At 41.8% G+C, this 20,622-nt stretch carries 17 protein-coding genes and 2 pseudogenes; 1 reads left to right on the forward strand and 18 read right to left on the reverse strand.

Annotated features, from left to right (window positions below; genetic code table 11):
- Positions 1-217 precede the first annotated feature (217 nt).
- The 10 genes and pseudogenes from rplA to FGQ53_RS03530 all read right to left on the reverse strand — a co-directional run bounded on the left by rplA (position 218) and on the right by FGQ53_RS03530 (position 8,634).
- Positions 218-907 carry a 50S ribosomal protein L1 gene (gene rplA, locus FGQ53_RS03475; protein ID WP_001085676.1) on the reverse strand — a complete coding sequence of 230 codons (690 nt, stop codon included), beginning with the start codon at positions 905-907 and terminating at the stop codon, positions 218-220.
- Positions 908-1,119: 212 nt separating this feature from the next.
- Entirely contained in the window at positions 1,120-1,545 is a 426-nt protein-coding gene (gene rplK, locus FGQ53_RS03485) for a 50S ribosomal protein L11 (protein WP_001085806.1), read from the reverse strand.
- 122 nt (positions 1,546-1,667) lie between these two features.
- Positions 1,668-2,383 (reverse strand): annotated as a pseudogene (gene ldcB, locus FGQ53_RS12120) (LD-carboxypeptidase LdcB/DacB).
- Between the two features lie 2 nt (positions 2,384-2,385).
- Complete coding sequence (locus FGQ53_RS03495; RefSeq protein ID WP_249339643.1) at positions 2,386-2,826, reverse strand: HIT family protein; 441 nt, start codon at positions 2,824-2,826, stop codon at positions 2,386-2,388.
- Between the two features lie 31 nt (positions 2,827-2,857).
- Entirely contained in the window at positions 2,858-3,895 is a 1,038-nt protein-coding gene (locus FGQ53_RS03500; protein ID WP_138335803.1) for a M42 family metallopeptidase, read from the reverse strand.
- Positions 3,896-3,992: 97 nt separating this feature from the next.
- Positions 3,993-5,318, reverse strand: a complete 1,326-nt coding sequence (gene brnQ / locus FGQ53_RS03505) for a branched-chain amino acid transport system II carrier protein (protein ID WP_171019069.1) — start codon at positions 5,316-5,318, stop codon at positions 3,993-3,995.
- Between the two features lie 170 nt (positions 5,319-5,488).
- Positions 5,489-5,776 (reverse strand): rhodanese-like domain-containing protein, encoded by a 288-nt coding sequence (locus FGQ53_RS03510; protein ID WP_138335807.1) that lies wholly within the window; start codon positions 5,774-5,776, stop codon positions 5,489-5,491.
- 206 nt (positions 5,777-5,982) lie between these two features.
- Positions 5,983-6,561 carry a uracil-DNA glycosylase family protein gene (locus tag FGQ53_RS03520; protein WP_138335809.1) on the reverse strand — a complete coding sequence of 193 codons (579 nt, stop codon included), beginning with the start codon at positions 6,559-6,561 and terminating at the stop codon, positions 5,983-5,985.
- Between the two features lie 53 nt (positions 6,562-6,614).
- On the reverse strand, positions 6,615-8,015 hold the full coding sequence (pepV, locus tag FGQ53_RS03525) for a dipeptidase PepV (protein ID WP_138335811.1): 1,401 nt from the start codon (positions 8,013-8,015) through the stop codon (positions 6,615-6,617).
- A gap of 13 nt (positions 8,016-8,028) precedes the next feature.
- Positions 8,029-8,634 (reverse strand): nitroreductase family protein, encoded by a 606-nt coding sequence (locus tag FGQ53_RS03530; protein ID WP_138335813.1) that lies wholly within the window; start codon positions 8,632-8,634, stop codon positions 8,029-8,031.
- Positions 8,635-8,910: 276 nt separating this feature from the next.
- Between FGQ53_RS03530 and FGQ53_RS03545 the strand changes: the two genes are divergently transcribed.
- Positions 8,911-9,711, forward strand: a complete 801-nt coding sequence (locus FGQ53_RS03545) for an amino acid ABC transporter substrate-binding protein (RefSeq protein ID WP_138335817.1) — start codon at positions 8,911-8,913, stop codon at positions 9,709-9,711.
- A gap of 48 nt (positions 9,712-9,759) precedes the next feature.
- On the opposite strand, the gene FGQ53_RS03550 is transcribed toward FGQ53_RS03545, so the two are convergent.
- The 8 genes and pseudogenes from FGQ53_RS03550 to recJ all read right to left on the reverse strand — a co-directional run bounded on the left by FGQ53_RS03550 (position 9,760) and on the right by recJ (position 20,498).
- The gene (locus FGQ53_RS03550) at positions 9,760-10,608 is read right to left on the reverse strand and encodes a metallophosphoesterase family protein (RefSeq protein ID WP_138335819.1); all 849 of its coding nucleotides are present in this window, start codon (positions 10,606-10,608) and stop codon (positions 9,760-9,762) included.
- A complete protein-coding gene (uvrC, locus tag FGQ53_RS03555) occupies positions 10,598-12,445 on the reverse strand; it encodes an excinuclease ABC subunit UvrC (RefSeq protein ID WP_138335821.1) in 1,848 nt (615 codons plus the stop codon). The genes FGQ53_RS03550 and uvrC overlap by 11 nt, the downstream gene beginning before the upstream one ends.
- Before the next feature lie 38 nt (positions 12,446-12,483).
- Positions 12,484-12,907, reverse strand: a pseudogene (locus tag FGQ53_RS03560) (matrixin family metalloprotease).
- Between the two features lie 78 nt (positions 12,908-12,985).
- Positions 12,986-14,152 (reverse strand): aminoacyltransferase, encoded by a 1,167-nt coding sequence (locus FGQ53_RS03565; RefSeq protein WP_138335823.1) that lies wholly within the window; start codon positions 14,150-14,152, stop codon positions 12,986-12,988.
- Between the two features lie 4 nt (positions 14,153-14,156).
- Positions 14,157-15,377, reverse strand: coding sequence for a peptidoglycan bridge formation alanyltransferase MurM (gene murM, locus FGQ53_RS03570; protein ID WP_138335825.1), 1,221 nt, complete (start codon positions 15,375-15,377; stop codon positions 14,157-14,159).
- Positions 15,378-15,486: 109 nt separating this feature from the next.
- Entirely contained in the window at positions 15,487-16,266 is a 780-nt protein-coding gene (locus tag FGQ53_RS03575; RefSeq protein WP_138335827.1) for an alpha/beta hydrolase, read from the reverse strand.
- A gap of 68 nt (positions 16,267-16,334) precedes the next feature.
- Positions 16,335-17,996, reverse strand: a complete 1,662-nt coding sequence (locus tag FGQ53_RS03580; protein WP_138335829.1) for a ribonuclease J — start codon at positions 17,994-17,996, stop codon at positions 16,335-16,337.
- 279 nt (positions 17,997-18,275) lie between these two features.
- Complete coding sequence (recJ, locus tag FGQ53_RS03590; protein ID WP_171019070.1) at positions 18,276-20,498, reverse strand: single-stranded-DNA-specific exonuclease RecJ; 2,223 nt, start codon at positions 20,496-20,498, stop codon at positions 18,276-18,278.
- Positions 20,499-20,622 lie beyond the last annotated feature (124 nt).

Raw genomic sequence — 20,622 nt, forward strand, 5'->3', positions numbered from 1 at the left:
CCAAGAAAGATAAAGGCCCAATCGGTAGTTGATTTCATCTATAGAGTAACATAAATCTCAAAAAATAGGGTGAAAAAACTTTATTTGTCATGCAAAAAAATAGAAGATGTGATAGAGAATCACTTTGATGTTCTCAATCACACCTCCTATTCAAGTAGTTAGATCACTAACTTAATGACATTGTTTCGTACTCGTCTTCTCTTTTATAAACTACTGATTAAAGTGAGTTTACGTCAACTTTGATACCAACACCTTGAGTAGTTGTGATAGTCAAGTTTGTTACATAAGTTCCTTTAGCTGTAGCTGGTTTTGATTTTTGGATTGTTTCGTTGAAAGCTTTGAAGTTTTCAACCAATTTTTCAGCTTCAAATGATACTTTACCGATGATTGCTTGAACGTTACCTGCACGGTCAGCACGGTAAGTGATTTTACCACCTTTAGACTCTTCAACTGCTTTAGCAACATCCATTGTTACAGTACCAGTTTTAGGGTTTGGCATCAAGTTACGTGGTCCAAGGACACGTCCAAGACGTCCAACAAGAGCCATCATGTCAGGTGTAGCGATAACTACGTCGAAGTCCAACCAACCGTCGTTGATTTTCGCAACAAGGTCATCTTCACCAACAAAGTCTGCACCAGCAGCTTTTGCTTCCTCAGCTTTTGCACCACGTGCGAAAACAAGAACGCGTGAAGTTTTACCAGTTCCGTTTGGCAATACCATTGCTCCACGGATTTGTTGGTCAGCTTTTTTTACGTCGATGTTCAAGTTGTAAGCAACTTCTACAGTTGCGTCAAATTTTGCAAAGTTAGTTTCTTTTGCAAGTGCTACAGCTTCTTCTACACTGTATGCTTTTGTGCTGTCGATTTTCTCAAGAGCAGCACGAAGTTGTTTGCTTTTTTTAGCCATTTTCTATTCTCCTTGTAAGTGGTTCAATCGATTTTCATCTCCCACGTCACTCCTCGAAATGATGAAGTCTTGCGGGTTTTCAGTCTATTATTTTCCTTTTCCTACTTCGTTAAGTTCCTTTGCTGTACCTAACCTAAGTACAAGCCTCAGCCACTTGCCTAGTATGAAAAGCAACCAATAGACTGCTGTGAGATTTTCTACTGTGTTATTGATTAGTCAACAACAGTGAATCCCATAGAACGAGCAGTACCTTCGATCATACGCATTGCAGACTCAATGTTTGCTGCGTTCAAATCTGGCATCTTAGTTTCTGCAATTTCTTGTACTTGTGCACGAGTAACTGTAGCAACTTTAGTTTTGTTAGGTGTACCTGATCCTTTTTCAACACCTGCAGCTTTTTTCAAAAGAACAGCAGCTGGTGGTGTTTTAGTGATGAAAGTAAATGATTTATCTTCGTAAACTGAGATAACAACTGGAATGATCATACCAGCTTGGTCAGCTGTACGAGCGTTGAACTCTTTTGTGAATCCCATGATGTTGATACCAGCTTGACCAAGAGCAGGTCCAACCGGTGGAGCTGGTGTAGCTTTACCAGCAGGGATTTGCAATTTTACAAGTTTTTCGACTTTTTTAGCCATTTTTAAATCCTCCTTTGTGGTTTTGGCGGTAATGTAAGATTTTTACCTCCCACAAGTATGCTTTTCACATACCCATCTATTATACACTATTTATCTGAAATTGCAAGAGAAAAGTTTATTTTTTAATCGACGTAATCTCCGCCTTCAAAGCCGTAATACTCTTCCAAACTGAGACCACTTTCAGCTATTTCTTTTGCTTCTTTTCCGACATAACGAAGGTGCCATTCTTCAGCCATATAGCCTGTTTCCTTTTCCTTGCCTTTGAGATAACGGACAACAAAGCCATAATCAGCCGCATGGTTCAAGAGCCATTGGCCGCCTTCTCTTCTGTCACCAAATCACCATTTGTCCCAATCACATCAAAGGCCAAGCCTGTCTGGTGTTCGCTATAGCCAGGACGAGCAGAATAACGGTCGGCAGCTTCTTTCCCATCTTGATTGACATAATCTTGATAGAGCTTTGTCTGGGTTTCATAACTTCTAAAGCCACTGTAATGGTCGCTGATTGGGAAACCTGCCTCTTGCATAGCTTTGATGAGTTTGACCAACTCTGCCTTGGCTGTTGGATTTTCCCCTGGATTATAGTCTTTAGACAATGGATAGTGTTTGTTGGCTACGATGATTTCATCGTATTTCCCTTGGATGCTGTAGTAGTCTCCTTTGTTAGCCACTTCTGCTTTTTTCTGGGCAGCTCCTTGAGATTTACTGCCGGCTGTTCCATCAGCTCTAGCTGTTTGTTCTATTTTAGCTGCGCCATCTTCATTTTTTGATTTTTCCTGTGAACAAGCTGCTAGACTCAAGGCTAGCAAGGCTGTCAAGACAAGGTATCTTTTTTTCATTTTTACTCCTTTATTTCTAATAGTTTATCTAGTTCTGACGATAAACATTTGACTAATCTTTTAATCTCATCCGGTTTTGCTTGGCAATCTTCTGCCGCCATTTCTTCCCAGGGCACCCACCAGACTGGACCACGGCCATTCAATCCACGTCCCCTCATATCACCTGATTGTCTTGGAAAGAGGTGCCAGTGAACGTGGGCATCTCCATTTCCTAGAAGTTCAATGTTCATCTTTTCAGCTTTAAACGCTTTGGCGACTGCTTCTTGAACCAAACTCATTTCCTCTAGAAAACGAAGTTTTTTAGAAGTCTCCATCTGATGGAGTTCTGTGACATGCTCCTTTGCTAGAAATAAGGTATAGCCCTTAAAGTATTGATGGTCTCCAATGACAACATAGCCTGTTTCTAGTTCTTTTACAAAGTAGGGATTCTTCCCTGTCTTGATCTATTCAATTCTTTGACAAATCAAGCACATATCAGTCTACCAATGCACTCTTGAGATAAGCGTCGACCATACGCTCAGTCGCCACGACCGAATCAATGTGTGTTCGTTCGTAAGAGTGACTGGATTCAATACCAGCTCCAAGGAGGGCGTGTTTGACCTCTGCTCCTGCAGACATGGCCGCTGAAGCGTCAGAACCATAAAATGGATAGATATCTAGCTTAAATGGAATATCTTGCTCTTTCGCCAAAGCCACTAAATGTTGACGGAAGTCATAGTGATAGGGACCTGAAGCGTCCTTGACACAGATAGATACTGTGTACTCATCCGTCTGCTGGTCATCTCCCATTGCCCCCATATCGACAGCTAGATATTCAACCACTTGAGTTGGAATATTGGAGTTGGCACCGTGACCCACCTCTTCAAAGACTGAAAAGGCAAAATGAGTTGTTATTGGTAATTCAATCCCCTCTTCCTTATAAACACGAAGAAGATTGAGCAAAATCGCTGCGCTGACTTTGTCATCCAAGTGACGTGACTTGATAAAACCAGTATCTGTCACGACAGTTCGCGGGTCAAAACTGATAAAGTCGCCAACCTCGATGCCCAAGGCGCAGGTTTCTTTTTCATTACTTACTTTTGCATCCAAACGCACTTCCATATTGTCCTGTGTGCGTTCTGCAGTTCCTGCATCCTTGTAGACATGGCAAGAAGTTTGGTGGATGAGGATGGTTCCAGATACCTTTTTACCTGTGCTAGCCACATGAACCGTACAGTTTTCCCCTTCGATCATGTTCCAAGGAAAACCACCGATACGGTCCAATTTGAGACGGCCATCCGGTTTGACTGCACGAACAATAGCACCCAGCGTATCCACATGGGCAGTCACATAGCGGTGTTGTTCATCATTTTGACCTTTAATGGTCACATTGACACCACCCTTGGCTGTACGAACTGGCTGGTAACCAAGCTCTTCTAAAGTATGGACCAAGTAGTCTGAAATCTCACGAGTAAATCCCGTCGGAGATGCAATTGCGGTTAGTTCTTTGATATATTCTACTGTTCGATTCATTTCTTCACCTCTTTTGCTACCTATTATAACACATTTATCATCGGATAAAAAAAGAAAATCACCTCTGTAGACTTAGCTACAAAAGTGATTTTAGTGATTATTCCATTTCAAAAACATCGCTTTCTTGCTTGTTTGGTAAAACCAATGAGAGCAAGATTCCGACAACGGCTGGTACCAACCATGGGAGTGAGGCCTTTGCAAAAGGAAGAACATTGACAAGATTTGCAAGAAACTCAACTTTAAATGAGCTTCCTAGTACGCTTGCAATGGCAATGGCTGTAACGACTGCAATTGTCAACTGCATACCCGGTTTTGAAAGAGCCACAAATTTGTTGACAATGACAATCATGACGATAGCAATCGTGATTGGGTACAAGATAACCAGTACTGGAATTGAATACTTGATAATCGCATCAAGACCCAAATTAGCAATAGCAAATCCAATCAAGGTAAAGGCTGTCGCATAAACCTTGTAGCTGATTTGTGGGAAACGCTCATTAAAGAACTCAGCTGTTGACACAATCAAACCAACTGTTGTTGTGAAGCAGGTTACGGTAACCATAGCTGCAAGGAAGAGTTGAGCTGTTGAACCAAAGATTTCTTGAGTAGCTTGTGACAAGATGTAAACGCCTGGTGTTCCACCCTTCATCGCTTCGGCTGGTACTGGGAAATGATTGCCAAGGAAACCTAAACCAATGTAAAGGGCACTGAAAGCAAGGGCAACAACGATACCAACAACCCAAATAGTTGAAATGTATTCTTTCTTACTTGAAAATCCAAGTTGTTTCAAGGTTTGAACTGCAATTACACTAAAGGCAACTGAGGCAAGGGCATCCAAGGTATTGTAACCTTCTAGGAAACCTGTACCAAAGGCAGAAGCTTGATAAGCAGCTGAAGCAGCTTGAGGACTTGTTCCACCGTATTTGAAAGCTCCTAGAACAACCAAGATGACAATCAAGATTGCAAAGACTGGCGTTAAAATACGGCCGATACGGTCCAAGATTTTGGATGGATTAAGCGAAATCAAATAGGCTGTCGCAAAATACAGAACCGTAAAGACAATCAAACCAAGACCTTTATTTGCATCCGACAAAAGAGGGCTAATCCCTACCTCGTAAGCTGTTGTCGCAGTACGTGGGATAGCAAAGAATGGACCAATTGACAAGTACAGAACTGAGAGGTAAAGAGTCGCAAACCAAGGTGCTATCTTTGTTGAAATCTCATAGATATATCCTTTAGGATTTAGCGTTCCAATAATAAGAGTCAAGACGGCGATACCGACACCTGAAAAGACAAAACCTGCGATGGCAGGAAGAAAATGTTCTCCAGATAGAGCACCTAGAGAAGGCGGAAAAATCAAGTTCCCCGCACCAAAAAATATTCCAAACAGGAGCAAGCCTGTTAGGGCACCTTTTTTAGCCATGAAAATCTCCTTCATATTTATAAAATACTGACTTAGTATATCATGAATACGAGTATGAAAAAAGCTTCACGAAGTAAATATTGAATGTTTTCAAGATTCTAAAAAATGAGAATTATCTAAAAATAGCATTCTCCCACCCAGTCCACACCAAGTAGGAGAAATGCAAAATTTTAAAGTTCTTCAAAGGCTAACATGCCACCCTGAACATTGATAACTTCATAACATTGTTCAGCTAGAAATTGACAAGCACGCGGCGATCTCATTCCAGATTTGCAAATAACATAATACAACTGGTCCTTGTCCAACTGATCAAAGGTATCAGGCAATTGACTAAGCGGTAGGTTGTGGGCACCTTCTAAATGAAGTGTTTCAAACTCATCCACTTCTCGCACGTCCACTAGAGAAAGTTGGTCGTTTTGATAAAGCTGGTAAAATGCGTCAAAGGTAATTTCTTTCATTCTTTTTCTCCTAATACTCTTCGAAAATCTCTTCAAACCACGTCAGCGTCGCCTTACCGTAGGTATATGTAACTGACTTCGTCAGTTCTATCCACAACCTCAAAACAGTGTTTTGAGCTGACTTCGTCAGTTTTATCTGCAACCTCAAAGATGTACTTTAAGCAGACTGCGGCTAGCTTCCTAGTTTGCTCTTTGATTTTCATTGACTATAAAATGGTTTTAATTCTTTTTTTCAAATCTGGCACCACTTTTGCCTCAAACCAAGGATTTTTGGCCATCCAGATTTGATTTCGCGGTGAGGGGTGAACTAGCGGAAAATAGGTTGGCAAATAGTTCTGGTAATGTTTTACCCTCTCTGTCACCTTGCCACTGACTTCCTCCTGTAAATAGTAGGCTTGGGCGTATTGCCCAATCAAGAGGGTTAACTGAATATCTGGTAATTCTTGCAAGAGCTGAGGATGCCATTTTTCTGCAAAACCAGTCCGCGGCGGAAGATCACCCGACTTTCCATGCCCTGGAAAGTAGAAATCCATAGGCAAAACAGCAAAATAACCTGAATTGTAAAAGGTATCTTCATCCACACCTAGCCACTCCCGCAAGCGGTCACCACTCTTATCTTTCCAGTAAAGGCCTGCTTCTTGAGTTTTAAGTCCCGGTGCCTGACCAATGATATTGATGCGAGCAGTTTTTGGCGCCGCAAAGAGAGGTTCAATTCCGCGTTCTGTATAGCTAGCATTCTGCGGATCCACCATAATAGCCTGCTTGATTCTTTCGATTTGAGACATCTGTTTTCCCTCCAAAAAGAAGTCCAAGCATTACATCTCAGACTTCTAAGGCTTTATTTGATCAATTCATAAATAGCTTCGGCATAGATTGCTGCTGCTCGGAAGAGATCGTCCAAGGCGATAAATTCATTGGCTTGGTGCATGGTGTCAATTGAGTCTGGGAACATGGCACCGTAGGCAACCCCACGTTCCAGCAAGCGACCAAAGGTACCACCACCAATGACTTGTTCGTGACCTTGAAGACCAGTTTGTTTTTCATAGACATTCAACAAGGTTTGCACAAGCGGATCTTCCATTGGCACATAGTGAGGCGTGTGGCCGTGTTCAGAAAGGCTAACAGAAGCAACTGGCAAGTTTTCAAGGATTGACTTGATTTGTTCTGGGCTTGTCCCTTTTGGATAGCGGATGTTGAGGGCAATCGTATTGTCAGCACTTGTTTCATCGAAGCGGAAGACACCGGCATTCATAGAAAGGGCACCCATCTTTTCATCCACATGAGCAATCTTGAGATTTTCACCCTCATGGTCGTTCAAGAGAATTTTTCCAGCGATGTCAAGGTAGTCTTTTGCAGGACCTGCAAAATCAAACTGACTAAGGAAGAGGGCGAGATAAGTCGCACCATTAACACCTGAAGCAGGCATAGCACCATGGGCTGATTTACCAATGATGGTCACCTTGTATTGGCCAGCTTCTTCTTGAATTTCTCCTCTGAGTTTGTGCTCTGCAACAAAGGCATCTAGTTTAGCTTGCAAGTCAGCCAAGTCACCTGAAACGACTGCTGTTGCTGATTCAGGTACCATGTTTTCACGCAAACCACCTGTGAAGCTGTGAAGACGGGCAGCACCTGTATTTTCACCTGCAAAGTGGAGGTATTCTGTGATGTTTCCTTTTTCACCATTGATAATTGGGAATTCAGCGTCTGGAGAGAAACCGAAGTCTGGTTTTGCAAGTCCTACGTGCTCGAAGTAGTAGTCCATGTCTGCCCAGCCTGATTCTTCGTCTGTTCCGACGATGAAACGAACCTTCTTAGAAGTTGGAAGGCCCAATTCTTTGATGATTTTCAAACCATAGTAACAAGCTGTTGTAGGCCCCTTGTCGTCCGAAGCTCCACGCGCATAAAGACGACCGTCTTTGATAGTTGGTGTGTAAGGATCTGTGTCCCAACCGCTACCAGCTGGCACCACGTCCATGTGGGCAAAGATTCCGAGAACTTCTTCTCCATCACCAAACTCGAAGTGTCCTGCGTAGTTATCGACATTCTTAGTTGGATAGCCATCGCGGTCTGCGATTTCAAGGAATTTCTCCAAGGCTTTTACTGGCCCAGGTCCAAATGGATGCTCAGCATCAGCCTTGCTATCATCACGTTCTGAGTTAATTTCCAAAAGGCTAAACAAGTCAGCCAAGAGGTCTTCTTTACGTTTTTCTACTTCTGCTGTAAAATCAATTACTGTCATTTTTTTCTTCTTTCTATCTTTTCTCGATGATTTCATCTACTGGCAAGCGGTAGCTTGGTTCCAATTTTTCGTCTGTGTAACCCACTGTAATCAAGAGTTCTGGGCGGAAACGGTCCTCAATATCCAAAACTTCATTGACTTTTGATTTGTCAAAACCAAGGATCAAATTTGATCCAATTCCTTGGTCCGTCAATGCAAGAACCAAATTCATGGCAACTAATCCTGCATTGAGGGCTAGGTAGTCGCTGACCTGTTGTTCATTGTAACGTGCAAATTCAGCTGGCAAATTTTTCATGAAGTATTGAAGTTGCTCTTCAGAAAAGTTATTAGCACCACCAACACGGGCAATCTTACGGGCACATTTAGCAAGGTCTGTGTCTGTAAACAAGGCAATGGTTACAGGCGCTGATGATACCTGTTCAAAGTTCGAACCGTAAGCCAATTTTGCTAGTTCGGCATTTTTCTCACGTACCACCACAAATTTCCAAGGCTGGCTGTTGTGGGCACTTGGTGCCAAGGTTGCAATTTCGATAGCCGTACGCACATCTTTTGGATCAACAGGCTTGTCAGTGAAATGCTTAGTCGCATGACGTTTTTTATTCAATTCAAGAAATTTCATAATCGATTTCCTTTTCTAATTCTATTGCTTCCATTCTACCATAATTTGAAAGAGCTTGCAGATATTTTCTATGATTAAGTTTTTTTATCACAACCATAAAAAATATATATTGGTTCATCAGGACAGTTTCTGATAAACTAGCAGATAACTTATACTCTCCGAAAATCAAATTCAAACCACGTCAGCGTCGCCTTACCGTACTCAAGTACAGCTTGCGGCTAGCTTCCTAGTTTGCTCTTTGATTTTCATTGAGCATTACATCTGAATGGAGACATTATGAAAAAATTTAGCCTATTACTAGCCATCCTACCATTTTTGGTTGCCTGTGGGAATCAAGCCACACCTAAAGAGACTAGTCCTCAAAAGACAATCGTCGTTGCTACAGCTGGTGATGTGCCACCATTTGACTACGAAGACAAGGGCAAGCTGACAGGCTTCGATATCGAAGTTCTAAAGGCAGTGGATGAAAAGCTCAGCGACTACGAGATTCAATTCCAAAGAACTGCATGGGAGAGCATCTTCCCAGGACTTGATTCCGGTCACTATCAGGCTGCAGCCAATAACTTAAGTTACACAAAAGAGCGTGCTGAAAAATACCTCTACTCACTTCCAATTTCAAACAATCCCCTCGTCCTCGTCAGCAACAAGAAAAATCCTTTGACTTCTCTTGACCAAATCGCTGGCAAAACAACACAAGAAGATACTGGAACTTCAAACGCTCAATTCATCAATAACTGGAATCAGAAACACTCTGACAATCCTGCTACTATCGATTTTTCTGGTGAGGATATTGGAAAACGCATCCTTGACCTTGCGAACGGTGAGTTTGATTTCCTAGTTTTTGACAAGGTATCCGTTCAAAAGATTATCAAGGATCGCGGTTTGGACCTTTCTCTTGTTGATTTACCTTCTGCTGATAGCCCCAGCAACTATATCGTTTTCTCAAGCGACCAAAAAGAGTTTAAAGAGCAATTTGATAAAGCACTCAAAGAACTCTATCAAGATGGAACCCTTGAAAAACTCAGCAACACTTATCTAGGTGGCTCTTATCTCCCAGATCAATCTCAGTTACAATAAGATATATAAAAGCGATTGGACTAGCCAATCGTTTTTAGTTTGCATTGGTTATCTTAGGGAACTCTTACAAAAAATCAAAAAATTCTTCACATCCTCTACATACCCATGCTTTTCTATTAAGCTTGCTAATAATTCCAGATTGTGTCCCTGATAGTTATCTTCACGACGTAATTCTTCATACATTTCGATAAAGGGAAGCCCCTTGGACTTGGCCAATTCTAACTCAGCCTCGTAATCATAAGCAACTTTACGAAATTGTATATTGACCAATTCCCCATCTTCAACCTCTATCACGGCATACTGGGCACGGTGATTTTTTAACGCCTCCCAATTAAAATAGGGCATACCAATCGAACCTGGATTGATGATTTGTTGCCCTTGACTGCCATAACGAAGCAACTGCTTGTGAACATGACCATAGACTGCCACGTCCGTTTCCGCATCTAGCAGTTGGTCAAATTTTTCTGTATCATTCCCAACCAACAAGTCACCTCCATAATTTTTGTCAGGTAAATTATGAGAGAGAGAAAAGCGCAGTCCCTCAATTTCTTTCTTTTCCAGCAAAGGCAAGCTTCGTAGCCAGACAATCGTTGCAGGATCCATTCGCTCCATCAAAAACTGGGTCATGCGCATTGACTGGATTTCTTTCGGATGTTCCAAACCATATTCGCCATCCAAGGCCTCAAGGACACGATCATCCCAATTGCCTCGAACACTGGCTGTGATAGGAAGGTCCTTTAGTAGGGCTACCAAGTCATTTGCACCTGGACCAGGAAGAAAAATATCTCCCAGAAGCCAGTATTCACTGACTCCTTGATTTTTAGCATCTGCAATCACTGCTTCTAGCGCCGTCGCATTGCCATGAATATCTGATAAAATTGCGATTTTATGATTCATTGTGGTTTCCTTCCGTTTGATAATCTACTCTTTCTTCCGCCACTTGAGGCAAGACTTCTGCCTCCTGCGGGTTCAACTTCCTCTGCACTGCTTCTGCGACCGCTCTAGGCACTCCAACTTCAACAATATCATCCACACTGGCTTCCTTGATTTTGGTCAGAGACTTGAAATGCTTCATGAGATTTTGCTTGCGTTTAGGTCCCAAACCTTCAATTCCATCCAGTTGTGAAGAAAAGGAGTTTTTCGAGCGCAGTTGGCGGTGAAAGGTGATGGCAAAGCGGTGGACCTCATCTTGGATGCGTTGAAGGAGGAAAAATTCTTGAGAATTGCGAGACAACTCCACCACCTCAAGAGGATCTCCAAAGAGCAATTCATGGGTTTGGTGCTTATCATTCTTTTGCAAACCTGCAATTGGAATATCCAAGCCTAGCTCCTCTTGGATGACTTGCTTAGCAATATTGACCTGACCTTGCCCCCCATCAATGACAATCAAATCTGGAGGAGTCAAACCCTCACGCTGAACTCGACCATAGCGTCTGCGGATAACTTCTCTCATACTGGCATAATCATCTGGACCGACAACCGTTTTTATCTTGTACTTACGATAATCTTTTTTACTTGGTTTGCCATTAACAAAGACCACCATGGCTGAAACAGGACTGGTTCCCATGATATTGGAGTTATCAAAGGATTCGATACGGACTGGAGTCGGGATTTGGAGCAAGCGTCCTAGATTTTCAATAGCTCCTTGTGTCTTTTCGACAGATTTCTCCAGCAGGTTGAATTTCTGCTCTAAGCTGACACGGGCATTTTTTATGGCTAGATTGACCAGCTGTTTTTTCTCTCCACGTTGGGGTTTGAGAATCTTGGTATCCACCAAAGCCTTAACTGCTTCTTCATCAATATCCTGCGGAATCAGTACCTCATTGGGAACCAGGTGAGATTTTTCTTGATAAAATTGTCCCACATAGGTCAAAAAATCCTCATCCGGATCATTATAGTAAGGGAAAAGATTGACATCACGTTCAATCAGTTTCCCCTGACGAACGAAGAAAACCTGAACACACATCCAGCCCTTGTCCACATAGTAGCCAAAGACATCGCGATTTTGGAGATCTTTAGACATGACCAGTTGCTTGGTCCGAAGCGTTCCAATAGCCTGAATCAGGTCACGATATTCCGCCGCACGTTCAAATTCCATAGTCTGAGCTGCTGCAGCCATTTTCACCTTGAGCTCATCGATGATTTTGTCATCCTGTCCCTTTAGGAAATCAGAAACCTCCTGAGCCATAGACTTGAAATAGTCCTCATCCTTCTTACAGATGGTATGGGCCATACATTGACCGATATGGTAGTAAAAACAGACCTTAGAAGGTGGATTGGTACACTTGCGAAAAGGGAAAATCCGATCCAGTAGTCGCTTAATTTCATTGGCTGCCCCCACATCTGGATAAGGGCCAAAATAAAGACCACCGTCCTTTTTGACCTGACGAGTGATAATCAAACGAGGATAGCGCTCATTGGTGATTTTGATGAAGGGATAGGACTTATCATCCTTGAGCATGATATTGTATTTAGGCTTATTTTCCTTGATGAGGTTGATTTCTAGGAGAAGTGCCTCAATATTAGACTCCGTAACAATAAATTCAAAATCTACAATCTCAGACACCAAGGCCTCTGTCTTGGTATCATGACTCCCACGGAAATAGGATCGCACGCGGTTGCGCAGATTTTTTGCCTTTCCTACATAGATAATGGTGCCGTTTTTATCCTTGTGAATGTAACAACCAGGGCTGGTCGGCAAGAGCTCTAGTTTTGATTTAATCAAGTTATTCATAGTTCAATTATAGCAAAAAAGTAGGGAAAGATTGTTCCCTACTCACTAGTCTCATATATTTTTCGGAGGTTTGCGACATCCTCTTCCTGGATACCATAAAAAGAACCTGCCGGTTGCATCACAGACTTCTCATCTGTATGGTCCAAGCCAATAGCATGCCCCAACTCATGTTCTGCCGTATGGACAATGCGCTCATAGGAATAGCCATGTCTGGATTGGACAAATAATAGTGATTCAGACGCACCGTTACAGACAAGAATTGCCCTGTTAAGAGATTGGTCAATGCTTTGTTGACCAATCTTTACCGACCGCTCTGCCTGCTTCAGCGCTCCTTGGAAATCCCCGTTCAGATACCAAAGAAATCCAAAAGCAAGAGTGCATAAAAACAAAACAATCCAAACCAAGCGCCAAAACAAACGCCAAACAAAAGAAAGCCCCTATCAAACGAAAAAGCCAGCGCATGCCTCTCCACCTTTCTAGCAAATAAAGACTATTTTACTAAAATAAGCTGAAAGAAAGCTAAATACTGGCTTTTTCATCTTAACGTCCTAATATTTTTTTGAATAACTGAATAGCTTTGTATTTTAAAGGCGATGGATGATAACGGAAAGTTCCTGCTTTACGTACAATATAGCCATTAAAATTTTGTTTAAAACGCAAAACGCCATCACTACCATCAAAAATCCCTTGAATCCCTAGGAAGTTGTATTGATGGATGTTTCGTTGCATTGTCTGCTTCATCGCATGATATTGAAGTAAAAATGGAGCTGAGAACTTCTGATACTCTGCGTACGACCCTCCAAACAAGTAGGTTGCCTCTGTATTTGTGTAGATTATTAAAGCACAAGCTAGAGCAACATTGCCAGACTCACTATCCAAGCTAGTTAGAAAATCTTTTTTCTTTTGCAAGGCTTGATATTGCTGATGAAATTGTTTCGACTTCTTGTCAAGACTAGCCATCTTCACATTTAAAGCATCTATGGACTGTTGCGGATTGACTTCAGCAATTAGGAAATCCGCCTTATCTCCAAACATATCATACAATTTAAAGTAATAATCTAAATTCTTATCCTCAAAACCTTGTCTTTTACCTGTTTCTTCAATAATTTTTTTGAACGTTGGAATTTCTTCCCGTTCTGCATTTCGAATAAGAAGATTAAAATCAAAGGCTGAATGAATGTTGCGAATACTATTTTTATTAAAGGATTTCAATAAGGAAACAGCATCATAATCTTGCAAATCTTTGATGTAATGCCAGCTGACTTCTCCACCTGGATAACCTGTTGTCAATCCATCAAATTGATAACCTAAATCAGTCAAACCTTGAATAATACTTTTTTTCTCAGTATCTATTGGATTACCTTCACTATCAAAAGTTTGATAAGTTTCATAAGGTTTTACAAGCAACTCTAATACACCATTTTGCTTGGCATATTCTTTTAACTCTTCATAAAAAACTGGAAGAGCATCTTGTTGGGTATAAATCGGCCCCGAATTGATCTCCATATGCAGGCCACCCAGCATGGGCAAGCTATAAACCAGAGCTGCAACTTGAATTTCTCCTTCTTGTTTCAAAGCAAGATAAACAATTCGAGCCCCTCTTTTTTCTAACAAGTCCCCCATTTGGACAGATTGCATAAAGGAACGAGAAGAAACCTGGTCAGAATAAGTACGAAACTCTTCTTTCGTGAGTGTAGTTAGTGCCATATACTTACTTTCTATGTTTTTTTCTTAATGTTTTACGGCAATCAAGAGCCAGCCTTAACAGAGGATAGAGAGGATGGGTAGGCATTGTAAATTCACCCAAATATTCTTCAATCGTTGGATTAAATTTTTCCTTAAAATGATAAAGTCCACCATTGAGAGAGTTTTCAACACCACCTAAATTTTGCCACAACATACCTCGCTCAAAGGCATAGTGAGCCGTTTCATACCAAGTTAAAATCGGTGCATTATAACGTTTAAAAGCATCATCCATACCAGCATATAGATTGACAGAGGTATTACCAAATTCCAAACTCAAAGCAGCTGCTAAGGGAACTCTTGCTTGACCTGCATCCATATATTCCTGCAGGAAAGTCAATTCCTCTAACAAACGTTCTTTTTCCTTCTTCTGCGCTTCTACTTTTGAAGTTCGAGTAGACTCAGTAAAGGTCTCTTCTAAGGCTCTATTTTTCGCTAACTGTTCTTCTAATTCTTGCGAACGTTTAGAGACATCCAAGGTTGCCAACGTGATGTAAGCCTTGTCCTTAAAATTATCTAACAACTTTTTATAATAGGCTTCATTCCTCAGATGAATCTCTTTCCGCTTCTCGGTTTTTTTCATCAAAAAGGAAAAAGGATCTAATAATTCAGTTCCACCAAATTGAATCTCTACTCCCTTATTTCGCGCTGTTCGAATAGCCTGTTTTGTTGACTTAGAAAGTTTATCTTCTTCAAAATTTTCCTTGTATATTTTCGCCTGAATACGAGGTTGAATGGTGTCTCCCATTTCCTCCGTTTTTCCTGACCACCTTACCCCCATTTGTTGCAAACTATCAATAATAACCAGATTTTCAGGAAATTCTGTTTTTTCCTGATTAATTAAACTTTGAGACAGGCAAATACTTGGGTCAAAAGTCACAAAAATAGCTCTCTTGCTACGAGCATAAGACTTAATGGACTGAATGACAAAACTCAAGAGTTCCGTATCCCCATAATCCAATATAGGTCCTCTTGGGATGTAAAACATTTTATAGCCTAGCGGAAGAGTTCTAATCAAAATACTAGCTGTCGCCAGTAATTTTTCTTCCCTGTAGACACCAAACCTCTCATGTTGCCAATCAGACTTAACTTCTTCCCAAGCACTACTTTGTAATACATTAGCTAATTCATGTTCTTTAACAAACTGATCATACTCTAATGTGGGAATGCCAATTTGATAACGGTACATTTCCTACTCTCTTTCTTCCAGTATCTTATTACTATTTTACTACTTTCGTTTGAAAAGTCTAGTGAAAACATATTTTATTTTAGTTCTACCCCCTATGCTGAAGTTCAAACTAAGTCAATCTCTCTTCTAATTTGAAAACAATTGGCAAGGTTGCTAAAAAGCCTTCCAATTGTTTTTCCCAATAGTACCATTCGTGAGTTCCAGCACTATGGCTATAGGTCACATCAAAACCTAATTTTTTGAGATTTTTCACTGCTAGATTATTGGCTTCATACAAGAAATCCTGCTCGCCACACCAAGCCCAAAGCTTGGTCTTTTTATCCGATTTTTTAGCCAGACTTTCAAGAGAATAGGGGCTAGCTGTCCAATCTTTAATCTCCCCAAAAACACCTCTCCAATAAGCCGGTGTTCCCAAATTTTGGCTCTCAGGAGAAAAATCTTGAAAACTAAGGGCGCCTGAAAAACTAGCTGCATGAGAAAAACGATTTGTAGCAAGAGCCAATTTGAAACAGCCATAGCCTCCCATAGAGAGACCAGCGATAAAGGTCTTTTCACGCTTACTAGTCATATTAGAGAAGAAGCGTTTCAAAACCTGTGGCAATTCCTCTGCTAGAGCCGTGTAATAGTCAAAACCATATTGGGTATCGGTGTACCAACCATTGCTAGTATTAGGCATAACAACGATGAGATTGGTTCCTCGAAGCAAGCGTTCTACATTGGTCCGCTTGAGCCAGCTATTATGATTACCAGACATCCCGTGCAAGAGGTACAAGACGGGAATATCTTTACAATCTGGATTTTCCACTCGATTGGCATCAGGGTAGAGGACATTCACCCCCCACTCCATATCCAAAACTTGTGAGTAATACTCAATTTTCATTACTGCCATAATTTTTTCCTTCTATTTTCCGATAAGAAAAAGCCGAAATTCGACTTTCCCTCTGTTTATTTCAACGATTATTTTGCTTCCATGACTACTGGTAAAATAGCTGGGCGACGTTTGGTTTGATCAAAGAGGTACTTGGTCAAATTGTCACGAACCTTCCCTTTGAGATCTGCCCAGTCAAAGTCATCCCCTTGAAGATACTCTTCTACCGTTTGGTTAATCAATTCGGAACTTTCACGGAGAATGTCGCGACTTTTCTTAAGGTAGATAAATCCACGCGTATGAACACGAGCCTTAGCCACAATCTTCTTCTCACGACGGTTAACAGTGATAGCCACGATAAAGATTCCATCCTCTGACAAGACCTTACGGTCGCGAAGAACGACATTCCCAACATCACCAATGGCATTTCCATCAATCATGACATCGCCTGCAGAAACTGCTCCAGCTGGGACGAAGTCTCCATGTTCATAGGACATGATCGTTCCCTTTTTAGGGATGAAAATGCGCTCTGGCAACATTCCAACTGCCATGGCAGCCTTGGCATGCGCATCCAACTCACGATACTCCCCTTGTACAGGGAAAAGATATTTCGGTTGCAAAAGATTGATCATCAACTGCAAATCACGCGCATTTCCGTGCCCTGATACTCGCAAACTCTGGGTAATGAGTTTTACCACACCACCAGCTTGGTAAATCATATTTTCAACGCGAGCCACAACTGCTTCTTTGGCGGTGGATGGAGTTGTTACAATATAAACCAAGTCCCCATCCTTGATTTCTACATAACGGTGGCGCCCAACGGACATCTTGCGAAGTCCATTGATGGGTTCACCCATACGACCAGTCTCTAAGATAATCAACTCATGGTCTTCGAAACGAGACATTTCTTTTGGTTTGATCAAGAGACTTTCATTAGCTAGAGATAATTTTTTGAGACGAATCGCTGTACGGACGATATTTTCAACATCAAATCCAGTCAAAACGACTCGGCGGCCAGTCTCCGCAGCTGCATCAAAAACCTGCTGGATACGAGAAAGGTTGCTGGCAACCGCTGCAACGATGATACGACCGTCCCAGTCAGCGATAGTTTGGGTAATTTCATCCCCAACTTCACTCTCGCTCGCCACCTGGATATTGCTGTCTGCATTTGCAGAATCACTGAGAAGTGCCAAGACACCATCACGGCCGATTTCGGCTAAACGCGCAAAATCCGTCGCATAGGATTCACTAGCCGTCTGGTCAAATTTGAAGTCGCCTGTGTAAACAATGTTCCCTTTTGGTGTTTTTAACACAACTCCCAGACTTTCTGGGATAGAGTGGGTCGTACGGAAGAAGGAAACTACAGTCCCTCCAAAATCAATCTCCGTATTCTCATCAATGACATGGAAATCATTGAATTTCTTAACCGTATCATTTCCTTTGACAAAGAGTTTGGCCAACTCAATGGTCAACTCAGACCCAAATACAGGTACCTTGGCTTCAGCCAAGAGATAAGGAAGAGCACCAATGGCATCCGCATGGCCGTGGGTCAAGAAAACCCCAGCGATACGGTCGCTATTTTCAAAAAGGTAGTCCATATTTGGAATAACGACATCCACCCCTAGTTGTTCATTTTCAGGATATTTCAGACCTGCATCCAAAACGAAAATAGATCCATCGATTTCAGCGATATACATATTTTTCCCATTTTCACGTACACCACCAAGTGTTGTTAAACTGATATTACTCATTTTTCCTCCGAAAGCTTAGTTTATCTTGATTATAGGGTTTCTTACCCTTTTATTCTAAAAGCACTATTACTTTTATACTCTTCGAAAATCAAATTCAAACCACGTCAGCTTCGCCTTGCCGTACTCAAGTACAGCCTGCGGCTAGCTTCCTAGTTTGCTCTCTGATTTTCATTGAGTATTAGCCGAATCTTTTCCTACCATTATACCATTTTTTTGATGATTTTCAAAATGAAGATTTGTTTTCAAAAAAGAGCTGGTTGCCCAACTCTTTCCAATCTGCTATTCTTTTTCCATCAAAAAGTCATAGATTTCTTGCACGGTACCCAGGGCCATCATTTCTTGGTCTTTAACGGTTTGTTTGAGATTTTGGTAAATCTGACTTTCTCCTATTTCTCGCTTTGGTGCCTCTTTATTGACTGTCATAACACCATCTGTGATCGTCACAAAACCTAGTTCTTCAAATACTTGAATCATCTTGACCAGCAAGATTTGTTGGATATTGAGATAAGCCGCTAAATCTTTGAGCTTATAACGAATATCAAACTCTGGAAACTGATAAATGGTCTTGTACAATTTGGCAAACTGCTCTCTAGTTCCATAACCTGTCAGATAATAGGCCTTGTCAATGTCATTTTTGAAATAGACAGCAGAGAAATGCTGTTCCTGAAAAATGGTTTTCAGCAGGGGGATATCCTCAGGAACGGTTTTTACGACAACAGCTTCACTAGTCGCTAAATCTGGCACTTCTCCAGCAAAATCCAAGACTGGAACTCCCTCTGGCAAGGTGGCATTCTTCCCACGAATATTAAAGAGTTGAACACCCTCCACACGCGCATCCACCATCATCAACTGAAGGGCAGTTTGGCCATTCCATTGGTTGACAGACAATTTGACTGCTAACTCTAGATTCTTGGTTTGAGCAAACTCCGTTGCCCATCTGCCTTTTCCAAATGCCACCACTTCAAAACTGGCTTCACCCTTAGAGATTTTCAGCTTGAGATGGGCATTGCCTGCCCCCATAGTACGAGCACTTTCGACCTGAAAATCCTTGATATAAAAGACTGGTTTCTGATTGTCCATTCCAAAGGGAGCTAAACGTTCAAAGTTCTTGACTGTTTCAAGACTCAAAGTCTCCAAATCCAGCTCTTCATCTAGGTTTAACTTATTCTTGCCACCAGCATCTGCACCTTTTTCACGGACATAGTCTTCTAAAACCTGAGATAAATCTGGGAGTTTCTCAATTTCCAGCGTCATTCCTGCTGCGCCAGCATGACCACCAAATGCAATGAAGAGGTCACGATGAGGATCCAAGGCTTCAAAAATATCGACCGCTTCAACACTACGAGCGCTACCCTTGGCACGACCTTCTTCTATATTAAGAACAATGACTGTCTGCCCTAGTTCTTCCAACAAACGACCAGCCACGATACCTAGAACTCCAGGATTCCAGCCTTCCTTGGCCAAAACCTGGACCTTCTTCTCAGGATCCACCATGGTCTTAGCTTCTTCATAGATTGACTGAACGATTTCCTTGCGCTCTTCGTTTTTCTGGTGAATCATGAGGGCAATCTCATGAGCTTCCTCGTCGTCAAATCCAGTCAACAAATCAATGGCCGGATTAGGATCATCCAAGCGTCCCAAGGCATTTAAACGAGGGGCAATCTGGAAACCAACCGTTTCTTCTGTCACTTCATTAGCAGCAATCCCAGCCATATCCAGCATTTCTTGTAGGCCAATACGCTGAGTATGCCCCAGCATTTCCAGACCATATTGAACCAAGATACGGTTTTCATCTGTCAAGCTCACCATATCTGCAATGGTACCAATAGCGACCAAATCAAGTAGTTCCACTTGCACTTCTTCTAAAAGGGCGCAAGCCAGCTTGAAAGCCACTCCACAACCAGCCAAATATTTGAAGGGATAGTCCGCATCCGGATGTTCAGGATGGATGATGGCGTAAGCATCTGGCAGGGTTTCAGGCATGGAATGGTGGTCAGTCACAATGACATCCACTCCCATAGACTGAGCCAGTTCAATGGCCTCGTGACCAGCAACCCCATTATCCACTGTCACAATCAGGGAAATTCCCTTTTGCTCGATAAAGTATTTATAGGCACTGGCATTTGGTCCATAGCCATCGGTAAAACGATTTGGCAGGTAAACACAACACTCGGCACCAAGTTGTTCCAAACTTTCCTTCACAATTGAAGCCGAAGTCATACCATCTGCATCGTAGTCTCCATAAACGAGAATATTTTCCCCCTCTTCAATGGCCTGACGAATCCGCTCCACTGCCTTGTCCATATCATGGAGCAAGTAGGGATCGTGCAAGTCCTCCAAGGAAGATTCTAAAAACTTCTTTAGACTTTCTTCATCCTGAATCCCTCTTTCAAATAATAACCGAGCCACTTCAGGACCTAGCCCAGCCTTCTTGGCTATTTTTATAAAATCCGCATCTTCTACCTGCGGGGCAAACTGCCATTCATAAGTAGGAGTTATCAAAAAAACATCCACTCTTTCTAAGAATTCTATCGTTTCATTATAACATGATTTAGGCATTTTCTCTATCCAGATTGCTTTTTTATAAAATTTTAGTGAATTTTTTCAGATATGATTTGACAAGGCA

Source organism: Streptococcus mitis, assembly GCF_005844455.1.
Classification (GTDB): Bacteria; Bacillota; Bacilli; order Lactobacillales; family Streptococcaceae; genus Streptococcus; species Streptococcus mitis_BF.